27 protein-coding genes are annotated in these 26,495 nt (G+C 68.0%); 12 read left to right on the forward strand and 15 right to left on the reverse strand.

The window, feature by feature from the left end:
- Positions 1-8: 8 nt before the first annotated feature.
- Entirely contained in the window at positions 9-1,205 is a 1,197-nt protein-coding gene (locus tag ACQ3HB_RS17440; RefSeq protein ID WP_430921743.1) for an acyltransferase family protein, read from the forward strand.
- Between the two features lie 69 nt (positions 1,206-1,274).
- On the opposite strand, the gene ACQ3HB_RS17445 is transcribed toward ACQ3HB_RS17440, so the two are convergent.
- Complete coding sequence (locus ACQ3HB_RS17445) at positions 1,275-2,192, reverse strand: NADP-dependent oxidoreductase (RefSeq protein ID WP_430921744.1); 918 nt, start codon at positions 2,190-2,192, stop codon at positions 1,275-1,277.
- A gap of 285 nt (positions 2,193-2,477) precedes the next feature.
- On the opposite strand from ACQ3HB_RS17445, the gene ACQ3HB_RS17450 reads away from it, so the two are divergent.
- On the forward strand, positions 2,478-3,179 hold the full coding sequence (locus ACQ3HB_RS17450) for a DedA family protein (RefSeq protein ID WP_430921745.1): 702 nt from the start codon (positions 2,478-2,480) through the stop codon (positions 3,177-3,179).
- A 137-nt stretch (positions 3,180-3,316) separates the two neighbouring features.
- Here the strand turns inward: ACQ3HB_RS17450 and rpsO are convergent, their stop codons facing one another.
- The 4 genes from rpsO to ACQ3HB_RS17470 all read right to left on the reverse strand — a co-directional run bounded on the left by rpsO (position 3,317) and on the right by ACQ3HB_RS17470 (position 6,542).
- On the reverse strand, positions 3,317-3,586 hold the full coding sequence (gene rpsO / locus ACQ3HB_RS17455) for a 30S ribosomal protein S15 (protein ID WP_422781304.1): 270 nt from the start codon (positions 3,584-3,586) through the stop codon (positions 3,317-3,319).
- Positions 3,587-3,712: 126 nt separating this feature from the next.
- Positions 3,713-4,492 (reverse strand): hypothetical protein, encoded by a 780-nt coding sequence (locus ACQ3HB_RS17460; RefSeq protein ID WP_430921746.1) that lies wholly within the window; start codon positions 4,490-4,492, stop codon positions 3,713-3,715.
- 188 nt (positions 4,493-4,680) lie between these two features.
- Entirely contained in the window at positions 4,681-5,313 is a 633-nt protein-coding gene (locus ACQ3HB_RS17465) for an FMN reductase (protein WP_430921748.1), read from the reverse strand.
- Positions 5,310-6,542 (reverse strand): LLM class flavin-dependent oxidoreductase, encoded by a 1,233-nt coding sequence (locus ACQ3HB_RS17470; RefSeq protein WP_430921750.1) that lies wholly within the window; start codon positions 6,540-6,542, stop codon positions 5,310-5,312. Before ACQ3HB_RS17470 ends, ACQ3HB_RS17465 begins: the two co-directional genes overlap by 4 nt.
- Positions 6,543-6,746: 204 nt before the next feature.
- Here ACQ3HB_RS17470 and ACQ3HB_RS17475 point away from each other — a divergent pair, with 204 nt between their 5' ends.
- Positions 6,747-7,973, forward strand: a complete 1,227-nt coding sequence (locus ACQ3HB_RS17475) for a M4 family metallopeptidase (protein WP_430921752.1) — start codon at positions 6,747-6,749, stop codon at positions 7,971-7,973.
- Positions 7,974-8,265: 292 nt separating this feature from the next.
- A complete protein-coding gene (locus ACQ3HB_RS17480) occupies positions 8,266-8,601 on the forward strand; it encodes a protealysin inhibitor emfourin (protein WP_430921753.1) in 336 nt (111 codons plus the stop codon).
- A gap of 100 nt (positions 8,602-8,701) precedes the next feature.
- Here ACQ3HB_RS17480 and ACQ3HB_RS17485 read toward each other — a convergent pair whose 3' ends face one another.
- The gene (locus ACQ3HB_RS17485) at positions 8,702-9,742 is read right to left on the reverse strand and encodes an LLM class flavin-dependent oxidoreductase (protein WP_430921754.1); all 1,041 of its coding nucleotides are present in this window, start codon (positions 9,740-9,742) and stop codon (positions 8,702-8,704) included.
- A 258-nt stretch (positions 9,743-10,000) separates the two neighbouring features.
- Here ACQ3HB_RS17485 and ACQ3HB_RS17490 point away from each other — a divergent pair, with 258 nt between their 5' ends.
- Positions 10,001-10,855 carry a hypothetical protein gene (locus ACQ3HB_RS17490; protein WP_430921755.1) on the forward strand — a complete coding sequence of 285 codons (855 nt, stop codon included), beginning with the start codon at positions 10,001-10,003 and terminating at the stop codon, positions 10,853-10,855.
- A 108-nt stretch (positions 10,856-10,963) separates the two neighbouring features.
- Here ACQ3HB_RS17490 and ACQ3HB_RS17495 read toward each other — a convergent pair whose 3' ends face one another.
- Both ACQ3HB_RS17495 and ACQ3HB_RS17500 read right to left on the reverse strand, forming a co-directional pair.
- Positions 10,964-11,224 carry a YdeI/OmpD-associated family protein gene (locus ACQ3HB_RS17495; RefSeq protein WP_430921756.1) on the reverse strand — a complete coding sequence of 87 codons (261 nt, stop codon included), beginning with the start codon at positions 11,222-11,224 and terminating at the stop codon, positions 10,964-10,966.
- 99 nt (positions 11,225-11,323) lie between these two features.
- A complete protein-coding gene (locus ACQ3HB_RS17500; protein ID WP_430921757.1) occupies positions 11,324-11,764 on the reverse strand; it encodes a pyrimidine dimer DNA glycosylase/endonuclease V in 441 nt (146 codons plus the stop codon).
- Between the two features lie 156 nt (positions 11,765-11,920).
- On the opposite strand from ACQ3HB_RS17500, the gene ACQ3HB_RS17505 reads away from it, so the two are divergent.
- The gene (locus ACQ3HB_RS17505) at positions 11,921-12,316 is read left to right on the forward strand and encodes a DUF1304 domain-containing protein (protein WP_430921758.1); all 396 of its coding nucleotides are present in this window, start codon (positions 11,921-11,923) and stop codon (positions 12,314-12,316) included.
- Positions 12,317-12,425: 109 nt separating this feature from the next.
- Positions 12,426-13,745 (forward strand): MFS transporter, encoded by a 1,320-nt coding sequence (locus ACQ3HB_RS17510; protein WP_430921776.1) that lies wholly within the window; start codon positions 12,426-12,428, stop codon positions 13,743-13,745.
- Between the two features lie 77 nt (positions 13,746-13,822).
- Here the strand turns inward: ACQ3HB_RS17510 and ACQ3HB_RS17515 are convergent, their stop codons facing one another.
- The 3 genes from ACQ3HB_RS17515 to ACQ3HB_RS17525 all read right to left on the reverse strand — a co-directional run bounded on the left by ACQ3HB_RS17515 (position 13,823) and on the right by ACQ3HB_RS17525 (position 16,430).
- Positions 13,823-14,350 carry an adenine phosphoribosyltransferase gene (locus ACQ3HB_RS17515; RefSeq protein WP_430921759.1) on the reverse strand — a complete coding sequence of 176 codons (528 nt, stop codon included), beginning with the start codon at positions 14,348-14,350 and terminating at the stop codon, positions 13,823-13,825.
- Between the two features lie 96 nt (positions 14,351-14,446).
- On the reverse strand, positions 14,447-14,821 hold the full coding sequence (locus ACQ3HB_RS17520; RefSeq protein WP_430921761.1) for an FKBP-type peptidyl-prolyl cis-trans isomerase: 375 nt from the start codon (positions 14,819-14,821) through the stop codon (positions 14,447-14,449).
- A 361-nt stretch (positions 14,822-15,182) separates the two neighbouring features.
- The gene (locus ACQ3HB_RS17525) at positions 15,183-16,430 is read right to left on the reverse strand and encodes a PrsW family intramembrane metalloprotease (protein ID WP_430921763.1); all 1,248 of its coding nucleotides are present in this window, start codon (positions 16,428-16,430) and stop codon (positions 15,183-15,185) included.
- A 314-nt stretch (positions 16,431-16,744) separates the two neighbouring features.
- Here ACQ3HB_RS17525 and ACQ3HB_RS17530 point away from each other — a divergent pair, with 314 nt between their 5' ends.
- The gene (locus ACQ3HB_RS17530; RefSeq protein WP_430921777.1) at positions 16,745-17,599 is read left to right on the forward strand and encodes a fumarylacetoacetate hydrolase family protein; all 855 of its coding nucleotides are present in this window, start codon (positions 16,745-16,747) and stop codon (positions 17,597-17,599) included.
- Between the two features lie 224 nt (positions 17,600-17,823).
- On the opposite strand, the gene ACQ3HB_RS17535 is transcribed toward ACQ3HB_RS17530, so the two are convergent.
- Complete coding sequence (locus ACQ3HB_RS17535; protein WP_430921778.1) at positions 17,824-19,311, reverse strand: aspartate ammonia-lyase; 1,488 nt, start codon at positions 19,309-19,311, stop codon at positions 17,824-17,826.
- A gap of 312 nt (positions 19,312-19,623) precedes the next feature.
- Here ACQ3HB_RS17535 and ACQ3HB_RS17540 point away from each other — a divergent pair, with 312 nt between their 5' ends.
- Entirely contained in the window at positions 19,624-20,619 is a 996-nt protein-coding gene (locus ACQ3HB_RS17540; RefSeq protein ID WP_430921765.1) for a LacI family DNA-binding transcriptional regulator, read from the forward strand.
- A 55-nt stretch (positions 20,620-20,674) separates the two neighbouring features.
- Here ACQ3HB_RS17540 and ACQ3HB_RS17545 read toward each other — a convergent pair whose 3' ends face one another.
- Positions 20,675-21,577, reverse strand: coding sequence for a phosphodiesterase (locus ACQ3HB_RS17545; protein WP_430921767.1), 903 nt, complete (start codon positions 21,575-21,577; stop codon positions 20,675-20,677).
- A gap of 62 nt (positions 21,578-21,639) precedes the next feature.
- Here ACQ3HB_RS17545 and ACQ3HB_RS17550 point away from each other — a divergent pair, with 62 nt between their 5' ends.
- Both ACQ3HB_RS17550 and otsB read left to right on the forward strand, forming a co-directional pair.
- Complete coding sequence (locus ACQ3HB_RS17550; RefSeq protein ID WP_430921768.1) at positions 21,640-22,173, forward strand: GyrI-like domain-containing protein; 534 nt, start codon at positions 21,640-21,642, stop codon at positions 22,171-22,173.
- Between the two features lie 132 nt (positions 22,174-22,305).
- The gene (gene otsB, locus ACQ3HB_RS17555) at positions 22,306-23,100 is read left to right on the forward strand and encodes a trehalose-phosphatase (protein WP_430921769.1); all 795 of its coding nucleotides are present in this window, start codon (positions 22,306-22,308) and stop codon (positions 23,098-23,100) included.
- 161 nt (positions 23,101-23,261) lie between these two features.
- Here otsB and ACQ3HB_RS17560 read toward each other — a convergent pair whose 3' ends face one another.
- Positions 23,262-24,719 (reverse strand): NCS2 family permease, encoded by a 1,458-nt coding sequence (locus ACQ3HB_RS17560; RefSeq protein ID WP_430921770.1) that lies wholly within the window; start codon positions 24,717-24,719, stop codon positions 23,262-23,264.
- A gap of 227 nt (positions 24,720-24,946) precedes the next feature.
- On the opposite strand from ACQ3HB_RS17560, the gene ACQ3HB_RS17565 reads away from it, so the two are divergent.
- Complete coding sequence (locus ACQ3HB_RS17565; RefSeq protein ID WP_430921771.1) at positions 24,947-26,224, forward strand: uracil-xanthine permease family protein; 1,278 nt, start codon at positions 24,947-24,949, stop codon at positions 26,222-26,224.
- Positions 26,225-26,304: 80 nt separating this feature from the next.
- On the opposite strand, the gene ACQ3HB_RS17570 is transcribed toward ACQ3HB_RS17565, so the two are convergent.
- A partial coding sequence (locus ACQ3HB_RS17570) for a hypothetical protein (RefSeq protein ID WP_430921772.1) occupies positions 26,305-26,495 on the reverse strand: 191 nt, incomplete at its 5' end.

Genomic DNA, 26,495 nt, shown 5'->3' on the forward strand with positions numbered 1-26,495 from the left:
GTATCCCGATGAGCGACCCGGCCGCCCGATCCGGCAGCTCCGCAGACACGACGAACAGCACGGACACGACGGACACACCGAATAGCACGGACACGCCCGCCGACGTCCCTCCGGCCACTCCCCGCACGCCGCGCCGTCGCGTCCCGCTCTGGGACAACGCCCGCTTCGCCTGCATCACGCTCGTGGTGATGGGGCACGCGATCCAGCGTCTCACCGCTGACTCGGATGCGGCACTCGTCGTCTACTTGTTCATCTACGCGTTCCACATGCCCGCATTCGCGATCATCAGCGGCTTCTTCTCGAAAGCCTCGCCTCCGGGGCGTCGGCAGATGCGTCGAGTGGTCACCGACATCCTCCTGCCGTACCTGATCATGGAGTCGATCTGGTCGCTCGTGCAGTTCCTGGTCGAGGGCTCGGCGAACCTCAACCCGACGCAGCCCTCCTGGACGCTCTGGTTCCTGCTCGCGCTCGGCATCTTCCGGCTGGTCCTCCCCTACCTGGCGCTCCTGCGCTGGCCGTTGCTCTGGAGCGTCGCGATCTCCGTCGGCGTCGGGTTCCTCGGCAACGTCGACAGCACGTTCTCCCTCGCGAGGGCGCTCGGCATCCTGCCGTTCTTCGTCCTCGGCTGGCAGCTGAACCGGTGGCGGATCATCGACCGCTGGCGCCTCGCACGGAGCCGGGCCTGGTGGGTGCGTGTGGTCGCGGCCGCGGTCCTCGTCGCCTGGGCGGTCGTCCTCGTCGTCTGGATCGACGTCTGGCGGAGGATGGACCTGCAGTTGTGGTTCTTCTACGATCGCGGATACGCGGGCCTCGGCAACGAGACGTGGACGGCCGGGCTCGTCCGCCTCGCCGCGATCCTCCTCGCCGTCCTGCTCACGGCGGCGTTCTTCGCGCTCCTCCCCCGACGCGAGGGCTGGATCACACGCTACGGACAGTCGACGATGTACGTCTACCTCCTGCACAGCTTCGTGCTCTACCCGCTGCGCGAGTCGGGTCTCCTGAGCGGCACGGAGCACCCGGAGCTGGTCCTCGTCGGGATGCTCGCAGCATCGGTGCTCATCGTCGTCGTGCTGTCGAGCACACCCGTGCGAACCGTGTTCCGACCGCTCGTCGAACCGCGTGCCGCCTGGATCTTCAGCGCTCGTGCATACGATCCCGTCCAACCGCACGACGATCCGACGGGCGCCCGCCGCTCCGAGCGGTAGCGCTCAGTGGCACTTCCGTGACACTGAGGGGAACGGCGATGCGCCCGCCGGGTCTCGGAGACGACGGTGCTACTCGGTGACGAGGACGACTTTGCCCCGGAGGTGCCCCGCGATGAGGTGCTGGTACGCCTCGACGACGCGTTCGAGCGGGTAGACGCTGTCGATCGGGAAGTCGAGTTCCCCGGCGGCGATGCGCTTGCCGAGTTCTGCGAGGTCGTCGATCGTCGCATCCGCTCCGCCGATGCCGCTGAAACCGTGTTCGGTCGCGAACGGCCGGTCAGCGATCGTGTTGACGCGTTCCTTCGACACGCCGAGCGCGACAGCGAGTTCGAGCGTGGCCCGTCCCTGATTGTCGAGCACGGCGTCGACGCCCTCGGGGACGAGCTCGCGCACCCGCTCGAGGAGCCCTTCGCCGTAGGCGACCGGTTCGATGCGCAGTCCGCGCAGGTACTCGTGATTCGATTCGCTCGCGGTGCCGATGACGCGGGCTCCGGCGTCCACGGCGAGTTGCGCGGCGAGGACCCCGACGCCACCGGCCGCGGCACTCACGAGCACGGTCTCCCCCGGCTTCGGGTCGACGGCGCGCACGCTCGCGACCGCCGTCCTGCCAACGATGTCGAGGGCTCCGGCCTGCTCGACCGACAGCCCGTCCGGCACGGCGATGACCTTGTCCGCCGTCGTGATCAGGTAGTCGGCCTGGGCGTAGAACCGCTTCCCTCCGTAGACGAGATCACCCGTCGACCAGGTGACGCCCGCGCCCACGGCGTCGACGACGCCGGCGAAGTCGTTGCCGTTCCCCGACGGCAGATGGAGGCCGTATGCTTCGCCGATCTGCGGGTAGGCCGTGATCTTGTGGTCCACCGGATTGAGTCCGGTGGCGAGGACCCGCACTCGGATCTCGCCGACTCCGGGCTCCGGCTTGGAGACATCGATCACGTGGTAGCCCTCTGGGCCGCCGTACTCGGTGAACTGCACGAATCGTGCCATCGTGGATCCTCCTGCTGTCGTGGGCTGCTGCATTCGGCGTCGCCTGTTCCCGGCGGCACGCTCCTTCCACTCTGTCACCGCCTCCTGTGCGCGTCTCCCCCTGTGACGGAATACTCCGACTCCGGGCTCTCGGTCCCTGAGCCGAACCCCGGTCCCTGAGCCCATCCCCGGTCCCTGAGCCTGTCGAAGGGCAGTCCGCCCGAACACCGCGCCCGCGCACCGCGGCCAACCCGTGTCCACCTCCGGTCCCCGAACCGTTCACGTCGATCGCGTACAACAGGTGTCGTGGACCAGCTCGGTGCGATCGTGGACGGCATCAGCGCGTGGATGACGGGCCTCGCATCGTCCCCGCTCCTCTTCCCGGCTCTGTTCCTCGTGACGGTGGGCGATGCGTTCCTCGTGATCCTGCCGAGCGAGACGGTCGTCGTCGCGCTCGGCGCGATCTCCGCCGCGACCGGTTCGCCTCCGATCGTCCCGCTCCTTGCAGTCGCCGCCGTCGCCGCGATGACGGGCGATGTCCTGTGCTTCCTCATCGGACGGGCCGTCGGGGTCTCGCGATTTCGGTGGATGCGGGGTCCTCGCGTCTCCGGGGCGATCGCTCGTGCCGGTCGCGCCCTCCATCGTCGAGCCGCGGTGGCGATCCTCACGGCCCGCTACATCCCGTTCGCTCGGATCGCGGTGAACCTCGCCGCTGGCGCGAGCGGCTTGCCGATGCGACGGTATCTGCCGTTGACGGCGATCGCCGGTGTCGCGTGGGCGCTCTACAACGTGGGCGTCGGTGCGTTCTTCGGTGGGATCCTGCCGGGCAAACCGCTCGTCGCCGTGCTCGTGTCAGTCGTCGTGGCTGTCACGGTCGGTCTGCTCATCGACCGACTCGGCACCGTCGCGGATCGTCGTAGTGCCCGTCGGTCGTCGGCGATCTCTTCGGCTCCCGGGATCGCACCCGCGCAGCCCCCGGCCGACCCACCCGCGCCCGGCGCCATGTAGGCCGAGCCGGGTACGCGAACAGGCCGCCACCCCGAGGGGTGACGGCCTGTCAAGAAGTTCGCGTTCTCAGCGTCCTTCGACGGGCTCAGGAACCGGATGAACCGGCTCCGCCGTCAGAAAGAATGAGCTGCCGAAGCTTAGCGGCGCAGTCCGAGACGTTCGATCAGCGAGCGGTAACGCGCGATGTCGATGTCCTGGAGGTAGCCGAGCAGACGGCGACGCTGACCGACCAGGAGCAGCAGGCCACGACGCGAGTGGTGGTCGTGCTTGTGCTCCTTGAGGTGTTCGGTGAGGTCCTTGATCCGCTGGGTCATGACCGCAACCTGGACCTCGGGGGACCCGGTGTCACCTGGGTGGGTCGCGTACTCTTCGATGATCGCCTTCTTGGTTTCTCCTTCAAGAGCCATAGCTGGGGATCCCCTTCCTCTCGTTGCGCGGTGCCCCTCGCCTGATGCGTGGGCTCTCTTCATCCGCGGCCGTTTGACGGCAACCTTGAAATTCTAGCAGGTTCCTGCGGAACACGGGCACACGCGTCACAGCGTTGGCGGCGCGCGATGTGTGGAGCGACGGCGAGGAGCAGCGTCCTCGACTCGTTCCGCTTCGCGTCGACGGTTGCGTCGCAGCCGCAGGATGAGGAACAACGCCACCGCATCGAGGAGGAGGAACGCAGCCAGGAGCCACACCCAGATCGGGACAGGGCCGAGCCCGGCCTTCGCCGCCGGTTCGGCGAGCGCGTCGGCCGCGCCCTGCGTCTTCGTCGAGTCGTAGACGACGCGAACGGGGTCGCCGATGGAGGCGCTGCCGTCATCGTTCTTCACCACGAGGGCGAGGGTGATGTCGTACTCGCCGGGGTCGGCGCCCTTCAGCCACTGCGTCATATTGACGCGCGTGCCCCACGACCCGTCATCGGCCTGCTTGACCGGTTGCCCGTCGAACCGCAGCTCCGGCGTGCCCGACCCCTCCGCGGGCTGCTGTGCACACGTGGCCGCGGGCTTCTCCGTGAAGCAGGGCTTCGCGGCTTCGTAGAGCTTGACCGATCGCCAGTAGGACAGGACGACGGTCGTGCCCTTGTCCGCCGTACCGCGGACGTCGAACCCGGAGGCCTGCGTGCCGTTGACGGTGAAGTCGGTGCGGTAGACCGTCGCGCCGTCGACAGGCGTGGTGATCGCCGCATTGCCGGCCGCATGCGCCGGAGACGCACCGGGGATCAGGCCGGTCGCGAAGGCCGCACCGACGAGGATCGTTCCCACGAGGGCCGCGCCGCTCGTCGCCCCGAGCGCACGGGAGCGTTGCGCGAGCCACGTTCGAGCCATCCGGCCACCACCTCTTCCCCGTGCACCTCGACGGCGCACGGACCCTCAGTATTTCAGGCCGAAGCGGTCCGCCGCTGGGAAGTGGGCGAAGTCGTGCGGAACACGGTGCGAACACCCGGGATTCACCCGGGGTTCGCACCGCTCGTGCTCAGGTGGACGAGTGATCGCGGCCGGACGAGTCGAACCCGTCAGTCCGACTCGAACCCGCCGAGGAGCTGGGCGAAGGGCGTCGTGACCGTGAACGGGTCCTCGAGTCGTCCCGACCGCTCCGATGCGGCGACGAGCGCCGCGAGTTCTCCGGCGGCCCGCTCGATGCGGTCCGGGAGTGCGCTCACCTGATCGTCGCCGGCCCCCCAGTCCTCGGAGGCTGCGAAGACGGCGGTCGGCACGACCACCGAGTGCAGGTAGCCGAACATCGGCCGCACCGCGTACTCGAGTGCGAGCGAGTGCCTCGCCGTTCCACCCGTCGCTGCGATCGCCACGGGGAGATCGCTCAACGCACCCGGTTCGACGACGTCGAAGAACGACTTGAACAGGCCGGAGTAGCTGGAGGTGAAGATCGGCGTGACGGCGATGAGGCCGTCGGCGGACGTCATCGCCTCGATGGCCGAGCTGAGCGCCGGGGCGGGGAACCCGGTGAGGAGGTTGTTCGTGATGTCGTGCGCGAGGTCGCGCAGTTCGATCGTCGTCACCTCCACCTCGAAGCCGCGCCGCTCGAGCTGCGAGACGGTCGCATCACGCAGTCGGTCGGCGAGGAGACGCGTCGACGACGGTTGACTGAGTCCACCGGAGACGACCGCGAGGCGGCGCTTGGCGGTCATCGTGAGCGTCCCGCCGCTGCGGCGCCGAACGCGGAGCCTGCTCCAGTGGTGCCGGTGGAGGAAGCGCCCGTGGAAGAACCGCCGACGGACCCACCCGTGACGGTGTCGGCGACGACGACGCGCGTCGTCACCTCACCCGACTTCGCAGCGAGCTCCGCTTCCGCCTTGGCGACGAGGGATGCGTGCGTCGGCGTCTCCGGAACGTGCGCCGGACGGTTCTTCGCGAACTCCTTGCGGAGGACCGGGACGACCTCGCCACCGAGGATTTCGAGCTGGTCGAGCACGGTGCCGAGCGGGAGCCCCGCGTGGTCCATGAGGAACAGCTGACGCTGGTAGTCGCCGAACGAGTCGCGCATGGAGGCGTACCGGTCGATGACCTGCTGCGGGCTGCCCACCGTGAGCGGGGTCTGCTCGGTGAAGTCCTCGAGCGTCGGGCCGTGACCGTAGACGGGAGCGTTGTCGAAGTACGGACGGAACTGCTTCACGGCGTCCTGTGAGTTCTTCGCCATGAATGCCTGGCCGCCGAGCCCGACGATCGCCTGGTCGGCAGAGCCGTGGCCGTAGTGCTCGAAGCGCTGACGGTACAGCTGGATGAGGCGCATGTAGTGCTCCTTCGGCCAGAAGATGTTGTTCGCGAAGAACCCGTCGCCGTAGTAGGCGGCCTGTTCCGCGATCTCGGGGCTGCGGATCGAGCCGTGCCAGACGAACGGGGGCACGCCGTCGAGCGGGCGCGGCGTGGACTGGAAGCCTTGGAGAGGCGTGCGGAACTTGCCCTGCCAGTCGACGAAGTCCTCTCGCCACAGCTTGTGGAGGAGCGCATAGTTCTCGATCGCGAGGTTGATGCCCTCACGGATGTCCTGGCCGAACCAGGGGTAGACGGGGCCGGTGTTGCCTCGACCCATGATGAGGTCGACGCGACCGCCCGCGAGGTGCTGCAGCATCGCGTAGTCTTCGGCGATCTTCACGGGGTCGTTGGTCGTGATGAGGGTCGTGCTCGTCGAGAGGATGAGCTTCTCGGTCTTCGCGGCGATGTAACCGAGCATCGTGGTGGGGCTGGAAGGGACGAACGGCGGGTTGTGATGCTCGCCGGTCGCGAAGACGTCGAGGCCGACTTCTTCGGCTTTGAGCGCGATGGCGACCATCGCCTCGATGCGTTCGTGTTCGGTCGGCGTGACACCGGTGGTGGGGTCGGTGGTGACGTCTCCCACCGTGAAGATTCCGAATTGCATCGTGACTCCTGAGTCGTGGGTTGTCTGAGGTCGTGCCCGACAGCCCTTCGTTTCCATTCAGTTGAATGGATATCTGGGTCAACGGCGGTACTGCCGATCGTATTCCCGCCCGAGGCCGGGCGTTGACCGTGCTCCCAAGACAGACGCTCTGCCGGTTGCTCGCTTGCCCTATCCGATGTCGGCGCATCGTGGCAGGATCGCCGCATGGACGAGGATCGGGAACGCGGAGCACACGATGTGACGAGCGAGCAGGCGGAGGCGCGCCACGTGGTCTGCGGCATCGTTCCGCCCTACCTGCTCGAACGCATCGCTGGACTCGAAGCCCCGCACCTCGGCCGCGCGGCCACGGCCGCTCGCTACTCGCTCCTCGTCACGAGGCCGTACCGGTTCCCGGAGCCCGGCCGGGCCGCAGCGCCGGTTCAGGGCTCGCAGGATGAACCGAATGCACTGGACGTACGGGACATGCGGAATGTACGGGATGCTGCGACGAACCTCGATTATCCGGCGCCGGCCGCAACGCGTGCGCCTGCGGGACCGCCAGCGCCCATCCCCGGCCCGCACCGAGAGATCTCCGACGCCGACCGCACGGAGACGCTTCCCGGACGACTCATCCGGACGGAAGGCGCCCCGGAGGATCAGGACTCGTCCGTGAACGAGGCCTACGACGGCCTCGGCGCGACGCACAGGCTCTTCGCTGAGGCGTACCGTCGCAACTCGATCGACGACCGCGGTCTCCCCCTCTTCGCGACCGTCCACTACGGCGACGACTACGACAACGCGTTCTGGAACGGCGAGCGCATGGTCTTCGGCGATGGTGACGGGGAGGTCTTCCGCGGGTTCACGCGCTCGCTGAGCGTCATCGGCCATGAGCTCTCCCACGGCGTCACCCAGTTCACCGCCGGTCTCGTCTACCAGGGCCAGTCCGGTGCGCTCAACGAACACGTCTCGGACGTCTTCGGTGCACTCGTGGAGCAGTACGCCAGTCGTCAGAGAGCCGCTGATGCGAGCTGGCTCATCGGCGTCGGCCTCTTCACCGATCAGGTCGAGGGCGAGGCGCTCCGATCGATGATCCATCCGGGGACAGCGTACGACGACGACGTGCTCGGCAAGGACCCGCAACCGGCCCACTTCGACGACTACGTCGAGACGAGCGATGACGAAGGCGGTGTCCACCTGAACTCGGGCATCCCGAACCGTGCGTTCGCCGTCGCCGCGACGACGCTCGGCGGCAACGCCTGGGAACGGACAGGACAGGTCTGGTACGATACGCTGACCGCCACGGGAACCGGGGCGCTCTCCCCCACGGTCGACTTCGCGGGCTTCGCTGCGGCGACCCTGCGCGCTGCGTCGTTGCGATACGGCGTCGGCTCGGACGTGCACCGTGCGGTAGCGACCGGTTGGGACGCCGTGGGCGTGACTCCGACCGTGTGATCCCGTCCGCCTGCCGCTGCCCCTGCCCCTGCCGCTGCCCCTGCCCCTGCCCCTGCCCCTGCCCCTGCCCCTGCCCCTGCCCTTGCCCTTGCCCCTGCCCCTGCCCCTGCCCCTGCCCCTGCCCCTGCCCCTGCCACTGCCACTGCCACTGCCACTGCCACTGCCACTGCCACTGCCACTGCCACACCGCAGGTCTTCCCGCGTCATAACTCCTTCAATCCGAACGGTCGCCGTCTGCGAACCTTGCTATTCCGGGGCAGCCAGCCGCCGACCCTCCCGAATTGAAGGAGTTATGGTGACCGAAGAGGCGGAGTACGATCGCCGCATGAAGGTCACGGTGACGAGGAGCGGCGGCATCGCCGGGTTGACGCGTCGCTGGGAGGTCGTCGTGGACGATCAGCCCGATCCGCAGACGTGGCTCGTCCTCATCGATCGCCTGCCCTGGTCGGAGGCCGTTCCCGTCGCGCCGCAGCCGGATCGCTACGTCTACCGCATCCGGTGCGAGCCGCGAGAGGCCGTCCTCGCCGAACAGCAGCTGACGGGTCCGTGGCAGGAGCTCGTCGACCGCGTCCGACACGCACAGCCGGAGGCGCCGATCGCCGGTCACACGAACGAACCGCGACGCTGAACGGCCGGTCGGAGCCGGTGTCCAGCGCCGCGGCGCGGGTGGTGCAGAGTGTGGATCGGACGCGGATCGAACGCGCCCCGCGGATCAGGCCGCCTGCGGATCAGGCCGTCAGGAACTGCTCCGCGAGGAGTTCGAGCGAGCGGATGCGAGCAGGCGCCGACGACGGATCGGTGCCCGTGTATGCAGAGCTGACCGGCGACACCATGACCTCGTCGACCTGGAACCGCTCGGCCAGCTGCGTCAGCTGACGCGCGGCGGATTCGGCATCGCCGATGATCCAGGCGCTCCGCATCTGGTCGAGCAGCTCGAGTTCGAGGCTCGACAGTTCGTCCGCCGCTGCTTCCTCGACCGTCGCGATCGGCCCGAGCTTCTTGCCTGCGCGGAGGCGTGCCATCTGCTGCAGGTTCGGGAGGGCGAGCGCCTCCGCTTCCTCCTTCGTGTCGGCGACGACGACGTTGGCGGTCAGGAAGGTGCGCGGTGCTTCGAGCCGCGGCGACGCTTCGAACGTGGTTCGGTAGAGCTCGAGCGCACGAGCCGTGCCCTGCCCTGAGAAGTGGTGCGCGAAGACGTACGGCAAGCCGAGCGCGGCGGCGAGCGCGGCCGAGTAGTCGCTCGACCCGAGCAGCCACACGTCGGGGATGCTCCCCGCCTTCGGCGTTCCACGCAGTTCGTACTCGTCTCCCGAGGTGAGGCGGACGGTCGCTCCCTCCTCGCCGAGGAGGGAGACGATGTCCTGCACGTTGTTCGGGAAGCGGTCGACGTCGCTCACATTGCCGGACTGGCGGAGGACCGCCGAGATCACGGGGTCGCTGCCCGGAGCTCGTCCGAGTCCGAGGTCGATGCGTCCGGGCGCTGCCGCCTCGAGGAGGGCGAACTGTTCCGCCACGACGAGCGGAGCGTGGTTCGGCAGCATCACCCCGCCGGAGCCGACGCGGATGCGCTGCGTGTTGGCGGCGAGGATGCCGATGACGACGGCTGGGTTCGTGGATGCCACGGACGGCATATTGTGGTGCTCCGCCACCCAGTACCGGTTGTAGCCGAGTTCGTCGGCTCGTTTCGCGAGGCCGATCGTCGCCGCGAGGGCCTGGTTGGTGTTCTGGTCCGAGCGCACCGGGATCAGATCGAGTACCGACAGTTTCATGCTCACCTTTCGTCGTTCCCACAGTGCAGCGCATGGATGCACCCTGGCATTCCCGATGGCCGACAGTTGACAGCGTCGCTCGGCGATCAGCGGTACCCGCACAGCGTTGCTTCGAAGCCGCTTCGGAGTCCTTCGGAGCTGCTTCGAACGTGCTGGCCAGCATCACTACCCAACACTTGGCCGATTCTCAGGGCCAACCCAGCCCTGGAGCAGCCGATCGGCCTACCATCGGGGACCACGACCGCGAAGGAGAACACCATGGGATTCCTCGATCGACTCCTCGGCCGCGAGGACCGGAACGATCCGAACGCTCAGAACGCGCCGTACGGCGTCGACCGGAACGTGCCGCAGGTGCCGCAACCGGGCCAGTACGGCCAGGCAGGACAGTACGGCCAGCCGCAGGACCAGTACACCCAGCAAGCACCCGCCGCGCCCGCCGCCCAACGCAGCCCGGACGAGATCGCCGTCGAACGCTACCGCTACCTCCTCCGCACGGCTCCGCCCGAGGCCATCGAACAGGTCCACGCCGAGGCGTTCGCGAAACTCACTCCCGAGCAGCGGACGCTCGTCTTCCAGGAGCTCTCCCAGAACGCGCCGGCCGGTGACGCGCCGCTCAACGACTCCCCAGCGGCGCTCGCTACCTCGGCGACCCGTTCCGAGCTCCGTCAGCCCGGCACCCTCGAGCGCTCGTTCTCCGGACAGAACGGCGGCCAGAACGGTCCGCAAAACGGCGGCCAGCGCAGCGGCTTCGGCGGCGCGATGCCTGGTCTCGGCACGATGTTCGCGGGTTCACTCCTCGGGACGATCTCCGGCATGGTCATCGGATCCGCCATCGCGAGCGCGTTCATCCCCGACTCCGTCGGCACCGAAGCCGGCGCGAACGATGCAGGCGCGAACGATGCAGGCGGCACCGATGGTGCTGACGCAGGAACGAGCGACTCCGGGACGGGTGACGCGGGTGCGGGCGACACGACCACGGAAGCCGGCGCCGGTGACGCGGGCTGGAGTTCGGACCCCGGAACGTCGACCGATGCGGGTTGGGGCGGAGACGGCGGCGGCTTCGGCGACTTCGGCGGCGGAGACTTCGGTGGCGGAGGGGACTTCGGCTTCTGACACCGCACCGTCGCCGAACGCACGGTCCTCAGCCGGACAGGCGCTCAGCCGGACCGCCGGACAGGCGCCCAGCAGAACAGCCGGACGGCCGCTCAGCAGCACAGGCGCTCAGTCGTCGAGGTCGCCTGTCGGTGCCTTCGCGTGCTGTTCGGCGAGGATCTCGATGAGCCGTTCGATGCGTTGCTCGCGTTCGGAGCCGTCGGCGGCTTCCGCCCACGTCGCCAACTCGCGCTGAGCGCTGTTCGGAAGACTCCGGAAGACGGCCAGGCGACCCGCGTCGTCGATCGCCTGCTCGAGGTCGGGTCGGAGCAGGACGACTCGCTCGGCTGTGGCGAGCGGTCCGGATCCCACGTCAGCGTGTCTGCCCATGGGGCAACGGTAGTGGGTGAGCGGGGCGGCCGTCGAGAGGCTCAGGCATCGATTTCGTGACGCTACGGACAGCGACGCCCTGCATGTCGTGCGGGTCGGTCAGACGACTTCCCAATCGGCGATGCCGCCGCCGACGACCACGAACAACGGATGCGCCTCCGGTCGCCACACCTTCGCCCACCGCTCCGCGACGGCAGGGCTCCGTTCGAGGAGCCTGCGGTTGAGATTCCCCCACTCGTAGTCGAGCTGACCGTCAGTCACCGGCATCGGGGCGACGTTCACGAGCTCTGCGGGTTCGGCGTCGATCACCGCACGGTCGAAGCTGTTGCCGCGTTCCTCCGCCTCGTCGGCGAGCGCAGCCAAGAATGCCCCGATTGCAGCGTCCGGCTCCGGAGCCTCCAGGAACCGTTGCACCTGCGGGTGATCGCGCAGGTTCGACGCCTCGTCCTGCAGCACCCGCTGAGCGATGACGCCCTCGCGCCACGTGGCAACGAGCGCCTGGGCATCGAAGTAGCGGGGGTGGATCGACCAGAGGCGCATGTCTCCATCCTGCCCGACGCGGCTGACACCCTCCCGAATCGGCGTGCGAGCGACACCCGTGACGCGCTTCGCGGCACCGTAAGGATCTCCGACCGCCGATGCCACGGGTGCGCGTCATGCTGGCCCGCGACGGGTGGGCACCAATAGGGTGAGCACATGGTCATCCTCGTCGCGATCGCCGCAACCCTGTCCGCAGCACTCCACATCGTCATCTTCTACTGGGAGTCGCTCGCGTGGCTCCGGCCGGCCGTATGGAAACGATTCGGCGTCGCGAACGAACAGGACGCCCAGACCACTCGTGTCCTCGCGTACAACCAGGGCTTCTACAACCTGTTCCTCGCCATCGGCGCACTCGTGGGCGCGATCCTCTACGGCGTCGGCGTCCAGCAGGCGGGCTTCGCGATCGGCCTCTTCTCGGTTATCTGCATGTTCGGCGCCTCGGTCGTCCTGCTGTCGAGCGGGCCCGGCCGCATCAAGGCCGCGCTCATCCAGGGCACACTCCCCCTCATCACGATCGTCCTGTACATCGTGAGCGGTGTGACGCAGAGCTGATCAGCAACCAGTGCCCAGCGACCATCCCAGCCCTCCCCTCCCGCCGGAACATCCCGACGACACGCAGCGTGAACCGACGCAGGAGCCGTCCCACACCAGCGAAGCGGACCTGAACTCGGCAGAGCCTGCACCTCGCAAGCGATCGCTCTTCGTCGACCTCTCCCCCCTCCGAGAGAGCCCTGCGTTCGCTCGGCTCTGGCTCGGCGGCGCGATCACGGGCATCGGCGGCCAGATGACGATCGTCGCGGTCGGCCTGCAGGTCTACGCGCTCACCTCGTCGACGTTCGCCGTCTCGCTCGTGGGAGTCTTCGCTCTCGTCCCGATGATCGTCTTCGGTCTGTACGGAGGAATGCTCGCCGACGCCTTCGACCGGCGGAAGGTGGCGCTGTTCTCGGCGATCGTGACGTGGGGATCGACCGCGATCATCGCGGCTCTCGCGTGGCTGCACGTGGAGACGGTGTGGCCGCTCTACGTCCTGACGACCATCAACGCGGTCTCGACGACGATCGTGGGCACATCACGACAGGCGATCCTGCCTCGGATCCTGCCCGCCCGACTCCTCCCGGCTGCCGCAGCCCTCGGCGGCATCTCCGCCGGCGTCATGGTCACGGTCGGCCCGGCTCTCGCGGGCGTCCTCGTGGCGACCGTCGGCTTCACCTGGACGTACACGATCGACGTCATCCTGTTCGTCGCCGCTTTCCTCGGCATCGCCTCCCTCCCCGCGATCCTGCCCGACGAGAGCACGAGACGCCTTCCCGGACTCCGCAGCCTCGTCGACGGCTGGACGTTCCTGAAGACGGCGCCGAACATCCGCATGACGTTCATCGTCGACATCGTCGCCATGACCTTCGGCAATCCGAGAGTCCTCTATCCGGCGGTCGGGACGCTCGTCCTCGGCGGCGGGCCGATCACCGTCGGCGTCCTCACGGCGACCATGGCGATCGGTGCGCTCATCTCGAGCCTGCTGTCGGGGCCCATCGGGCGCGTCGATCATCAGGGCCGCGGCATCCAGGCGGCGATCGTCGTCTACGGCTTCGCGATCGCCGCGTTCGGCGGCGTGCTGGCGTGGGTCACACTGTCCGGGGCAGCAGTGCACGGGGCCGACTCGCTCAACGTCCCGGCCATCGTGTGCGCCGGCATCGCCCTCGCGATCGCGGGAGCCGCCGACAACGTCAGTTCGATCTTCCGGATGACGATGCTGCAGACCGCCGTGCCCGACGCCGTCCGCGGTCGCCTTCAGGGCCTGTTCGTCGTCGTCGTGACCGGTGGACCGCGTCTCGGCGATCTCTACATCGGTCTCGCGGCATCGGCGTTCGCGCTCTGGATGCCGCCGCTCGCGGGTGGGCTGCTCATCGCGGCGATCGTCTGGACGCTCGTCCGGACCAACCCGCGGTTCCGCTCGTACACGGCGACGGCGCCGACGCCGTAGGGGCAGGCATCGTAGAGGCAGGCGCGACGAAGGAAGTCGGCGACGGTGACGAGCGCGCGGCGACTACTCCGTGGCGACTACTCCGTAGCGATCGCGTAGACGTCGCGGCCGGCGAGACGGTCGCGTCCGCCGAGGCCGTCGAGTTCGAGCACCAGACCGAGACCGGCGACGACGTATCCGGCGCGCTCGATGAGCTTGACGGCCGCGGAACAGCTACCGCCCGTGGCGAGCACGTCGTCGAGGATGAGAACGCGCGTCCCCTGCGGCAACTGGCCGAGTCGCAGTTCGAGAGCTGCGGCACCGTACTCGAGGCCGTAGTCCTCGTGCAGCACCTCGCCGGGGAGCTTTCCCGCCTTACGGATCGGCACCAGACGGGTGTGGGTCGCGTACGCGAGCGCCGATGCGAGGAGGAAGCCGCGCGCTTCGACACCGGCGACGGCGTCGAAGGTGCCGTCGAATCGTGCACCGAAGTCGTCGATGATCGCCCGGAACGCGTCAGCGTCGGCGAAGACCGGCGTGAGGTCGCGGAAGAGGATCCCCTCGGTCGGGAAGTCGGGGATCGTGGCGGTGAGGTGCGCGACGTGTTCGGCTGCGGTGCTGGGCATGACTGGTCTCCGGGAACTGGCGATGGCAGAGGTCGCCCCCTCGAGGCAGTCCAGGCGCGTGCGCCGGACGCCGCGAGGGGGCGGTGGTACTGGGGTCTACTTGACGCCGAGGAGGTCGATCACGAAGACGAGCGTCTGGCCGGAGAGCTGGTGGCCTCCGCCTGCGGGGCCGTAGGCCAGCTCGGGCGGAACGGTGAGCTTGCGACGGCCGCCGACCTTCATGCCGGGGATGCCTTCCTGCCACCCCGAGATGAGGTTGCGCAGCGGGAAGTTGATCGACTGGCCGCGGCTCCACGAGGAGTCGAACTCCTCGCCGGAGTCGTACCCGACGCCGAGGTAGTGCACGTCGACCGTGGACGAGGCCTGAGCCTCATCGCCGTCGCCGAGGAAGATGTCCTCGATGACGAGCTCGGTGGGCGCGGGGCCCTGGGGGGCGTCGACTTCTGGCTTGGTCCGTGATGAATCTGTCATGGAACCATCCAAGCAGTTCCACGGGCTCCCGTCAGGACGATTTCGCTCTCCGCGTGACGAGTGACGGCCCGGGCAACCGACATCGCGACCATGCTCTGCGCGGCGCGCGGCCGCCCCGACACCTGTGGGACATCGCGAGGAACCGTGTTCAGGGGGCAACGAACCCTTGCGCTCGTCCAGCAGGTGGAGCATGCTGAGAGCAGAACTCGTCGCCCGGGAGACTTGCAGGCACTGCCGCAGCACCGGGCGATGAGTCTGTCCGGGCCTGTTCTCCGGACTGCTTCTCCGGCCCCTTCGCCAGGGCGGTCCTCAGCCCAGTACTCGCCGCGCGGACCCCTCGACTCGACGCGGACCACTCGGCTCAGTGCCCGGTGAGCAGCTCTCGTCTGAGCACCGTGATCGAATCGAGGAGTTCCCGCTCGCGCGCCCGATCCACGGCACGATCCCGTCCCGTCACGATGCGCTGCCGACAGAACGCGAGCCTGGTCGCCGCGACGATGAACCGCTGCATCGATCGATCCGCAGCTCGCGACCGCGACTTCGCCCACGCTCTGGCGCCCCGCCTGCCGTCCCGTGTCGTCAGCATCGCGACCTCGCCCGGGGTGAACCATCCACCGGCCGCATACTCGGTGAGTCGATCCGCGGTGACGCTGATCTCGGTGCGGCGGAGGAACACGATGACGATGAGCCAGACCGCGAAGATCGGCACTTCGAGGAGCACGTACACGACGGGGAACGGGTAGAACCCGGGCAGGAGGTTCCAGAGCGAGTGGAGGACGACGGCGACGAGCAGCCCGACGAAGAAGGGGCCGAGCGCACTCAGTCCCTTGTAGCGTCTGGCCGCATAGCCGAGGGCGATGCCCGTGCACGCGGTGAAGGTCACGTGCGCGAACGGCGAGACGATGCCGCGCAGGATGAACGTCTGGGCGAGGAGTCCTCCTCCCCCGTCGGCGAGCGCGAGTCCGAAGTACTGGATGTTCTCACTGAACGCGAAGCCGGCTGCCACGACGGCACCGTAGACGAGTCCGTCCACCGGACCGTCGAACTGACTCCGTGCGGCGAAGAACAGGATCAGGAGACCGAGGCCCTTTGCCGTCTCCTCGACGATCGGCGCCTGGACGCCGTAGAGCAGGACGTCCGACGCCTGCACCCCGACGAGGATGACGGAGACCTTGACCGTGAGATCCACGAGGAGCGCGATGGCGATGGACGCCGTTGCGCCCCACAGGAACGCGAGCACGAGCGCGAGGCGCGGTTCCGGCTCCCAGCGGTCGATCCATCGGACGGCGAACAGCACGATGGCGAGCGGCACGAGCGCGAGCAGGAAGCCGCTCACGAGGCCGTCGGTTCCGAGCGTCGAGACGAAGTACGCGACGAGCGCGAGCCCGACGAGCGCGAGCACCACGACCGCGATCCAGGCAAGCGTCACCGTCAGCGCGGGTGATCGCCGAGGGACTGAGTGAGGGATGACGGGATCGACGGGCGCAGGGGCGATGATCGACGGCCGGGCCACGGGAGGCGACGCCTGCTGCGGGGACGGATCGCCCGGTCGCCATGGCGGCGGCGGTGCACTGTCGGGACCTGGGGTCCCCGGCAGCGGTGTGGTCATGCGCTCCAGCGTAATCGCGCGCGCGAGGTGACGCTGTCGTGCGACATCGATGCGCGACGTCGATGCCTGACATCGATGCATGACATCGAACCGCCATGCCCTCGAACCCATCCGACATTCGTCGGGTATTTCCCCGGCGGGACACGGAATCGCATCGATCCGGGAACAAGTGGCGGAACATCGGCCCTGCGCGCCTCTCGAACCCCCTGCGAGAGGCTCGCCTGCGATAGCGTGGATGGGTGAAGCTCGCACACTTTGTCGCAACCGACCGTCCCGATTCCTCGCGCACCGACGCCTATCGCTCCGCCGCGGACGTGAGGCTCGCCGTCGTGAACGACTCGGGAGCGATCTTCCTCGACGAGATCCTCGACGATGCCCCTCGAGACCTCCAGGAACTCATCGAGCGCGGCCCCGACGAACTCGAGCGCATCCGCAACCACGTCGGCAACGCCACCGCGAGCGGCATCACGGGTGAACCGCTCGACGGCCTCGTCCACGCGTCCGCGGTGCTCCGACCGCCGACCATCCTCGCCGTCGGCCTCAACTACTCGGCGCACTCGAGCGAGCTCAACCTCAAGACCGACAACGCCCCGACGATCTTCGGCCTCTGGGCCAATTCCCTCACCGGACACGACGGAACGACGACGTGGCCGGCGGAGATCAGCGAACAGGTCGACTACGAGGCAGAGCTCGGCGTCATCATCGGGAAGCGTGCCGTCAACGTCTCATCGGAGGACGCCCTCGACCACGTGTTCGGGTACACGGTCGTCAACGACATCACGGCCCGCAACATCCAGTACTCGGAAGCGCAGTGGTCGAGGTGCAAGTCCTTCGACGGCTTCACACCCACCGGTCCCGTCGTCGTCACCGCGGACGAGATCCAGGACCCGCAGAACCTCCACATCTCCACCGTCCTCGACGGGGTCACCCTCCAGGACTCGTCGACGAGTCACATGGTGCGGAGCGTCGCCACGCTCATCGAGCACCTGTCCGGTTCGGCGACGCTCCTGCCCGGAACGCTCATCTCGACCGGCAGCCCGGGCGGCGCCGGCTACTCGCGGAGCCCCCAGGTCTTCCTGACCGACGGCGCCTCCGTGACGGTGGCCGTCGAGGGCATCGGCGAGCTCACGACGCGCTGCCGCGTGACGGGCGCCGCGCCCGCCGAATAGCCGCTGCAGAGGAGGCGACGCAGAGCCAGCGCGCCGCCGGCGCAGGATCGACGCTCACTGCACGACCGTCCGAAGCCGTCCCGGGTGTTCACAACTCAGGACGGCTTCGGCGTGTCGGGGTGCATCCTCGGCGTATCCGGGCGGCACGCCGAGGGCTCTCCTGAGTTGTGAACACCGGAGCAGGGGTTCGACGGGGAGGTTCGGTGCAGGGATCGGAGTGCGGCTCAGTGCCGGGGCGGGTTCGGCGCAGGACTGATCGGGTCCGGCAACGGCAGGTCGATGATCGGGATGGCGGAGGTGATCGCCTCGATGCCGGACAAGCGTGCCGGTGAGAGCTGTTTCGTCACTTCCGCGCGCGTCATGAGCTTGGCCTCGACCACGAGGTCGGCGACGTTCCGACCGGTCAGCAGGGCCGTCTTCGCGAGTGCAGCAGCCGACTGGTAACCGATGAACGGCGTGAGCGCGGTGATGACGCCGACCGATGCGCCGACCATGACACCGAGCCGTTCCTCATTCGCGGTGATGCCGTCGATGCAGTTGACCCGCAGCGTCTTGCACGCCTGTGCCATCCAGACGATGCTCTGCAGGAGCGAGTGCGCGATGACCGGCTCGAACGCGTTGAGCTGCAGCTGTCCGGCTTCCGCAGCCATCGTGACCGTCATGTCGGCGCCGACGACGCTGAACGCGACCTGGTTGACGACCTCGGGGATGACCGGGTTGACCTTGCCCGGCATGATGCTGGAGCCGGCCTGGCGCGGAGGCAGGTTGATCTCGCCGAAACCGGCCTGTGGTCCGCTCGAGAGGAGACGGAGGTCGTTGCAGATCTTCGACAGCTTGATGGCGCTGCGCTTGAGCGTTCCGCTGAACGACATGAAGCCGCCGGCGTCGCTCGTGGACTCGATGAGGTCAGGTGCCGTCTCGAGCTTGAGGCCCGTGATCTCGTTGAGGTGACGGACGACGGACTCCGCGTAGCGCGGATCGGCGGTGATGCCCGTGCCGATGGCGGTGGCGCCGAGGTTGACCTCGGAGAGCAGCCAGAGCGTCTCGTGGAGCCGGTCGTAGTCCTCGTTGAGCGTGGTCGCGAAGCCGTGGAACTCCTGGCCGAGGGTCATCGGCACGGCGTCCTGCAGCTGTGTGCGGCCGACCTTGAGGACGTGCGCGAACTCGCGGGCCTTCGCACTGCACGAGTCGCGGAGCGCCGCGAGTTCCGTGAGGAGGAACTGGAGCGAGAACGCGAGGGCGATCTTGATCGAGGTCGGGTAGACGTCGTTCGTGCTCTGCGAGCGGTTCGTGTCGTCGATGGGGTGGAGGAACGCGTAGTCGCCCTTGGGCCGTCCGGCGATCTCGAGCGCGACGTTCGTGATGATCTCGTTCGCGTTCATGTTGGTCGACGTCCCTGCTCCGCCCTGGATGACGCCGACGATGAACTCGTCGTGGAACTCGCCGTCGATGATGCGCTGGCACGCGGCGTCGATGAGCTTCGCCTTCGCAGGGCTGAGCACACCGATCTCGGTGTTGGCGCGTGCGGCTGCCTGCTTGACGCTCGCGAGGGCGACGACGAGGTCCGGATAGACCGAGATGGGACGCTTGGTGATCGGGAAGTTGTCGAGCGCCCGGGCGGTGTGGATGCCCCAGTAGGCGTCCGCCGGAATCTCCATGGAGCCGAGTGAGTCGGACTCCGTCCTCGTCTCGATGGGCCGTTCCTGCGTCACTGCTTCTCCCGTTGATCGCTGGCTGGTGGTGATGGGCGTACTGATCGTCACTCGGGCTCCGTTGCCTGGTCGCACTGCCTTCAGTGCACTGTGATGGGGTCACTTCAACTGTATCTCCCGGATCGCGTTCGGCCGAGGGCCCGGTCTGGGATCCCAGACAAGCAGATCACGGCTTGATGACGATCGTCGACGAGACTGACCAGGCGAGACGAACACGCTTCCCGGGACGTGAAAGTGGTGTGCCCGACTTATACTCGGTAGTGGCGACCGCCCAGACCCCGCGCACCCACAGCACACCAGGACAGGACCACCATGGCGACCATCTACGACGTAGCGGCACTCGCCGAGGTGTCGCCCGCGACCGTCTCGCGCGTGTTCAACGGAACGGCCGTGTCCGCGGACAAGGTCGAACGGGTGCGCGATGCGGCGGCGCTCCTGGCGTACACGCCCAACCGCACGGCGAGGACGCTCCGCAAACAGAGTTCGGAGATCATCGCGCTCGTCATCCCCGACATCGAGAACCCGTTCTTCACGGCGCTCGCTCGTGGCGTCGAGGACCGCGCCCGCGCGGACGGGTACTCGCTCGTCCTCTGCAACACCGACGACGATGCGACCCGCGAGGCGCACTACCTCGAGATCGCGGCGCTCGAACACATGGCCGGCGTCATCATCGCCCCCGCCAGCTCCACGAGTGATCTCGGTCCGCTGCACCGTCGTGGGACCGCCGTCGTCGCGGTCGATCGAACCATCAACGGCATCGACGTCGACACCGTCGTGTTCGACAACCACGGCGCGGGTGCCACCGCGACCGAGGCGCTCATCGAACGCGGCTTCACGAGGATCGCGTGCATCACCGGACCGCTCGGCGTGTGGACGGCCGACCAACGTGCCGACGGATGGCGCGACGCCCTCGTGCGCAATGGGATCACGCCGGACGAATCCCTGCTCGTCCGAGCCGACTTCCGCGTCGACGGCGGCAGGCGAGCGACCGATGAACTCCTCGATCTGGAGGCGCCTCCCGAAGCCGTGTTCGTCGCGAACAATCTCATGGCCGTCGGTGCCGTCGATGCGCTCCGCGAGCGGTCGATGTGCCCCACGCAGCTCGGTATCGCCGTCTTCGGAGACCTCCCCTTCACCTCGGCTGCGCCCGCCGGTGTCTCGGTCGTGAGCGTGGCCGCTCGCGAACTCGGGGAACTCGCGGTGGACCTCCTCATCGAACGCATGCGCGGGAACACCAGCCCTCCGCGGATCCGTGTCGTCGAGGCCGTGCTCTCCCCGTCCTGGTCGAACGGCGCACCGGTCCTCTAGCTGCTCGAATCGGAGGTTCGCCTGCCCGGATCCGGGCCGAGCGCTTCCGCGGCGCTCAGCGCTTGCGGGAGAACTGCTCCAGCCGCTCCTGCGGAGTGAGTGCTGCCATCCGCTCGACGAACTCCGCGCTGAACGTCGCAGCCGTCTGATGGTCGCCGAGCGGCACGACCGAGTGCGTGATGCGGTCCTCGTACACGTGGACGAGGTTGAACGACTGACCGCCGAACATCCCGTTGACCTCGTAGGGCGGGAGCGACAGGTTCATCGTGTAGCAGGTGGCGCTCGCGACGGAGACGGGGATGCCGGCGAACGTGCTGCTCGTCGAGTAGTGGAGGTGTCCGCCGAGGATGGCGCGAACATCGGTGCCGCGGATGACGTCCGCCAGGCGACGCTGGTCCTGCAGTTCGAGGATGTCGAAGAAGGGCATGGGCGATGGGACGGGCGGATGGTGCATCGCGAGGATCGTGCCGAGCGGGGCCGGAACCGCGAGGACGGATCGCAACCAGTCGAGCTGCGCATCGGTCAGTTCGCCGTGGTGCCACCCCGGAACCGTCGAGTCCAGGCCGATGACGCGCAGGCCGCGGAAGTCCCAGACGCCGTCGAGCGGTTCGTCGCTCGCATCCAGCCCGAGCAGTTCCGTGCGCATGATCGCACGTTCATCGTGGTTACCCATCAGCCAGACGATGGGTGCTCCGAGCCGTGCGGCGACGGGCTCGACGTGCTCGCGGAGCCTCCTGTAGGCGTCGGGCTCCCCCAGGTCGGTCAGGTCGCCCGTGAACACGAGAGCGTCTGGGCTGATCCCCATGCGTTCCACCTGGCTGAGCGCCTGCAGCAGATTCTCCTCGACGTCGACCGCGTCGTAGAGCCGCTTGCCGTCCGCGAGGAGGTGGGGATCGCTGAGGTGCACGATCACGCGCTGAGCGGGCGGATACTGGCCGAAGCGGACTGCACCTGTCATGCCCCGAGTCTACGAGGAGGCACCGACCTGTCGTCGACGGCCTGACGTGGCAGAATGCTGCTGTGCACGAAGGCGAGCTGGACATCGTGAACGGTCCGGTGCTGGAGCGTCGCGCGGAAGTCGCGACCCTCGGCATCCGCGAGACCGTTCCGTTCCGCACCATGCTGTCGAATCGCGACCGGTTGCTCGCGGAACTGATCGACTGGCTGGCGGCGCGTGGCATCGAGCCCTCCGGACCGTTCTTCCTGCGCCTCCACGTCGTCGACATGTCGGCACTGATGGACATCGAGGTCGGGGTCGAGGTCGAGCCCGACGGCGGCGGTCGCGCACTCGACGCCTCAGACGACCGGGTGCGCGCTGGATGTCTTCCCGCCGGGGACTACGCGGTGCTCGCGTATCGGGCGAAATCCATGGCGGCGAATCGCCGATTGCACGCCTGGGTCGCCGAGCAGGGACTCGTGCTCGACACCGGCCCGGACGCCCACGGCGAAGCCTTCGCCTCGCGCTGCGAGATCTACCGCACGGATCCGCGCACCGAGCCCCGGAAGACGCGATGGGTCGTCGAGCTGGCGTTCAAGACCCGCGCCGAGCCCTGAGACGAGCCCTGCCCCCAGCCCTCAGACCAGCTCTGAGACCAGCCGTCAGACCCGGACCGGCCCGGACGACGAGTCCTCCAACCCCCTCGGTGTCGGGGACGGTGACGGGGACGACGAAGCTAGGGTGGGTTGATGGACTCCGCGACCGCTGTGCTGCACGCTCTGACCTCGAAGCCCGGCGCCGGCCTCGTGATGGACTTCGACGGCGTCCTCGCACCGATCACTGACGACCCGACCGCGAGCGAGTTGCTGCCCGGCACGGAGCGGCTCCTCGCACGCCTCGCGGAGCATCTCTCCGTCGTCGCGCTGCTGTCCGGCCGCCCCGTGGGCTTCCTCGCCGAACGAGCGGCCATCCCCGGGGTGGAGCTGTACGGCTCCTACGGGCTCGAACGCTTGACGTCGGACGGCATCGAGGTGCTGCCGGAGGCCAGGCAGTGGACCGCCGCCGTCCAGGAGGCAACTCGGATGCTGCACCGGGAGCTCGACGGCATCGAAGGCGTCCACGTCGAGGACAAGTCGCTCGCCGTCGCCGTGCACTGGCGACGCGCACCCGATCGAGACCGCGCGGAACGGCTGATCGCACCACTCGTCCAGCAGGTGATCGAAGCGCAGGGCCTCCGACGGGAGCCGGGCAAGTTCGTCGAAGAACTCCGGATGCCGATCGACCAGGACAAAGGCACCGCGCTGGAGCGCATCATCGGCGCGGGCTCCCTGCAGACCCTCGCCTATGCGGGCGACGACCGCGGAGATCTGCCCGCGTTCCGGGTCGTGATCGCAGCGAACGGCCACGCCTTGGTCGTCGACGGGCCCGACATGGCGCCGGAGGTCGGCTCCGTGCCCGGTGTCCACTTCGACGGACCCGACGCGTTCCAAGGGTGGCTGCAGCAGCTCGACGACGCGCTGCGGTCGTCGCAGTCACCGTCATAGTCATAATCGCAGGCACAGGCACAGGCACAGGCACAGGCGCAGTCACAGGCGTAGTCGACCTCGGCCGACGTCAGCTCAGCGCAGCACCAGGCAGCATCCCTCACCACGAAACGGTGCGGGACGGCATCGATCACCGTCCCGCACCGTTCAGCACCTGCGGCTCAGGACGCGACGCCGAGCGCCATCTCGATGGGGCCGCGTGCGAAGAAGATCAGGAAGCCGGCCGCGACGATCCACAGGAGCGGGCTGATCTCGCGTGCCTTGCCCGAGAGCGAGCGCAGGACGACCCAGGCGATGAAGCCCGCACCGATGCCGTTCGCGATCGAGTAGGTGAGCGGCATCACGACGACCGTCAGGAACACCGGCAGCGCGACCGAGAACTCAGTCCAGACGATGTCCTTGATCTGCGCCATCATGAGCGCACCGACGATCACGAGCGCTGCCGCAGCGACCTCGGACGGGACGATCTGTGTGAGCGGTGTGAAGAACATCGCGAGCAGGAACAGCACACCGGTCACGATGTTCGCGAGACCGGTCCGTGCGCCTTCGCCGATGCCGGCACCGGACTCGATGAAGACCGTGTTCGAGGAACCGGATGCGACACCACCGGCGACGGCTCCGACGCCCTCGACGATGAGCGCGGACTTCAGGCGAGGGAAGTCGCCCTTCGCATCGGCGACGCCGGCTTCCTTCGACAGTCCAGTCATGGTGCCCATGGCGTCGAAGAAGTTCGTGAAGACGAGGGTGAAGACGAGCATGAGCGCGGCAAGGGCGCCGATGCGTTCGAACCCGCCGAAGCTGACCTGGCCGAGGAGGCTGAGGTCGGGCAGGCTCACGATCTGCGTGGGGAACGTCGGAACGCTGAGGTTCCAGCCGCCGGGGTGCTCGCCGCCCATGGACGGCCCCACCTTGAAGATCGCTTCGGCGATGATCGCGATGACGGTGCTCACGAGGATGCCGATGAGGAGTGCGCCCTTGACCTTGCGGGCCACGAGGACACCGGTCAGGAGGAGGGAGATGACGAAGACGGCCGTCGGAACCGTCGCGACCGATCCTTCGATGCCGAGACCCACGGGCGGCGAACCCGCTCCGGTCGAACGGACGAAGCCCGCGTCGACGAATCCGATGAACGCGATGAACAGACCGATGCCGACCGTGATCGCGATCTTCAACTGGATCGGGACCGCACCGAAGATCATGGCGCGGAGCCCGGTTGCCGCGAGGAGGACGATGATGAGGCCGTTGATGACCACGAGGCCCATCGCTTCGGCCCAGGTGACCTGACCGACGACGCTCACGGCGAGGAACGAGTTGATGCCGAGGCCCGCTGCGAACGCGAACGGGAGGCGGGCGATGACACCGAACAGGATCGTCATGACGCCGGCCGTGAGCGCCGTGACGGCTGCGACCTGCGGGAAGCCGAGCGATCCGCCCGTGACGTCCTGGGATCCGCTCAGGATGATCGGGTTGAGGATGACGATGTAGGCCATCGCGACGAAGGTCACGAGACCTCCGCGCACCTCCGTGCCGACGGTCGAACCGCGTTTCGTGATCTCGAAGAAACCGTCGATGCGGCTCTTGAACGTGCGGGGTGGTGTGGACGTCGGTGTGGTGCTCACGGGGCCTCCGGGCTCGATTCTGGCTGGGTCTGGCGGGAGATTCGGCAGCGCGGATCGACGACGGTGGCGCGGCGTACCGGGCGAATACTCAGCTTACTGTGCCTCGGTGGTCGGCGAAGCATCGGATCCGGACCGGGGAGGGATGACGGACGGGTCGTGGCCTGCGCGGAACCGGGGCGCCGCATTCGCTACGATCGGCTGAGCCCTGAACGGAAACGAGGAATTCGATGGCACTGCCCTGGACACTGCACGGTGACGGCAAGAAGGTGGGAGCGCACGAGATCGTCGCTCCCGGATCACGACTCACCTGGCCGCGCACGATCGGTCTCGGCATGCAGCACGTCGTCGCGATGTTCGGCGCCACGTTCCTCGTCCCGGTCCTGACCGGGTTCCCGCCGAGCACGACCCTCTTCTTCTCCGGTGTGGGAACGATCCTCTTCCTGCTCATCACGAAGAACCGCCTCCCCAGCTACCTCGGCTCCTCGTTCGCGTTCATCGCGCCGATCACCGCGGCCGTCGCGAGCGAGGGCATGGGCGGAGCGCTCTTCGGCGTCCTGGCCGTCGGTGTCCTGCTCGCGATCGTCGGTGTCATCGTGCAGCTCACCGGCACCGGGTGGATCGACGCGTTGATGCCTCCCGTCGTCGCGGGTGCGATCGTCGCGCTCATCGGCTTCAACCTCGCTCCTGCCGCGAAGAACAACTTCGTGCAGGCGCCGGGCACCGCACTCATCACGCTCGCTGCGGTCATCCTGTCGACCGTGCTGTTCCGTGGCATCCTCGGTCGACTGTCGATCGTGATCGGCGTCGTCGTCGGCTACATCGCTGCGGCCTCGTTCCACGAGATCGACTTCGCACCCGTCGCGAAGGCGGCGTGGATCGGCCTCCCCGAGTTCCACCTCGCCGGCAACCCGTTCGCGAACCCCGCGCTCTGGGGCGTGCTTCCTGCGTTCCTGCCGGTGGTCCTCGTCCTCATCGCCGAGAACGTCGGGCACATCCGCGGTGTCGCTCAGATGACGGAACCGTCCGTCAACAAGCTCACCGGTCGCGCTCTGCTCTCCGACGGCCTCGCGACGATGGTCGCCGGCTTCGGCGGCGGTTCTGGAACCACGACCTACGGCGAGAACATCGGTGTGATGGCCGCCACGCGCGTCTACTCGACGGCCGCGTACTGGGTCGCCGGCATCTTCGCCGTCCTCCTCGGGCTCTCCCCCAAGGTCGGTGCGGTCATCAACACGATCCCCGCCGGTGTCCTCGGTGGCGTCACGACCGCACTGTACGGCCTCATCGGCATCATCGGAGTGAAGATCTGGCTCGACAACAAGGTGGACTTCTCAAAGCCCGTCAACCAGTTCACGGCGGCGACGGCGCTCATCATCGGCATCGCGGACTTCACCTGGGTGACCGGCGGCGGCGTGAGCTTCAACGGCATCGCGCTCGGCACCATCGCGGCGATCGTGATCTACCACGTCATGACACTCCTGTCCCGCTGGCGCGGCACGGAGTAGCGGTACGGAGTAGCGGCTCGGCCGCTTGCCGCGAACTGCCGGCTGCACGAGCGCAGGAGATCCGCACGAGGAGCGGCCGTTCACCCGAACGGCGTCCGCCCCTCGTGCGGATCTCCTCGTTTCAGGAGGCACAGCGGTTTCGGGAGGCACAGCCGTTTCAGGAGGCACAGCCGTTTCAGGAGGCACAGCCGTTTCAGGAGGCACAGCCGTTTCAGGAGGCACAGCCGTTTCAGGAGGCACAGCCGTTTCAGGAGGCACAGCCGTTTCAGGA

Source organism: Plantibacter lichenum (genome assembly GCF_050587525.1).
In the GTDB taxonomy this organism is placed as follows: Bacteria; Actinomycetota; Actinomycetes; order Actinomycetales; family Microbacteriaceae; genus Plantibacter.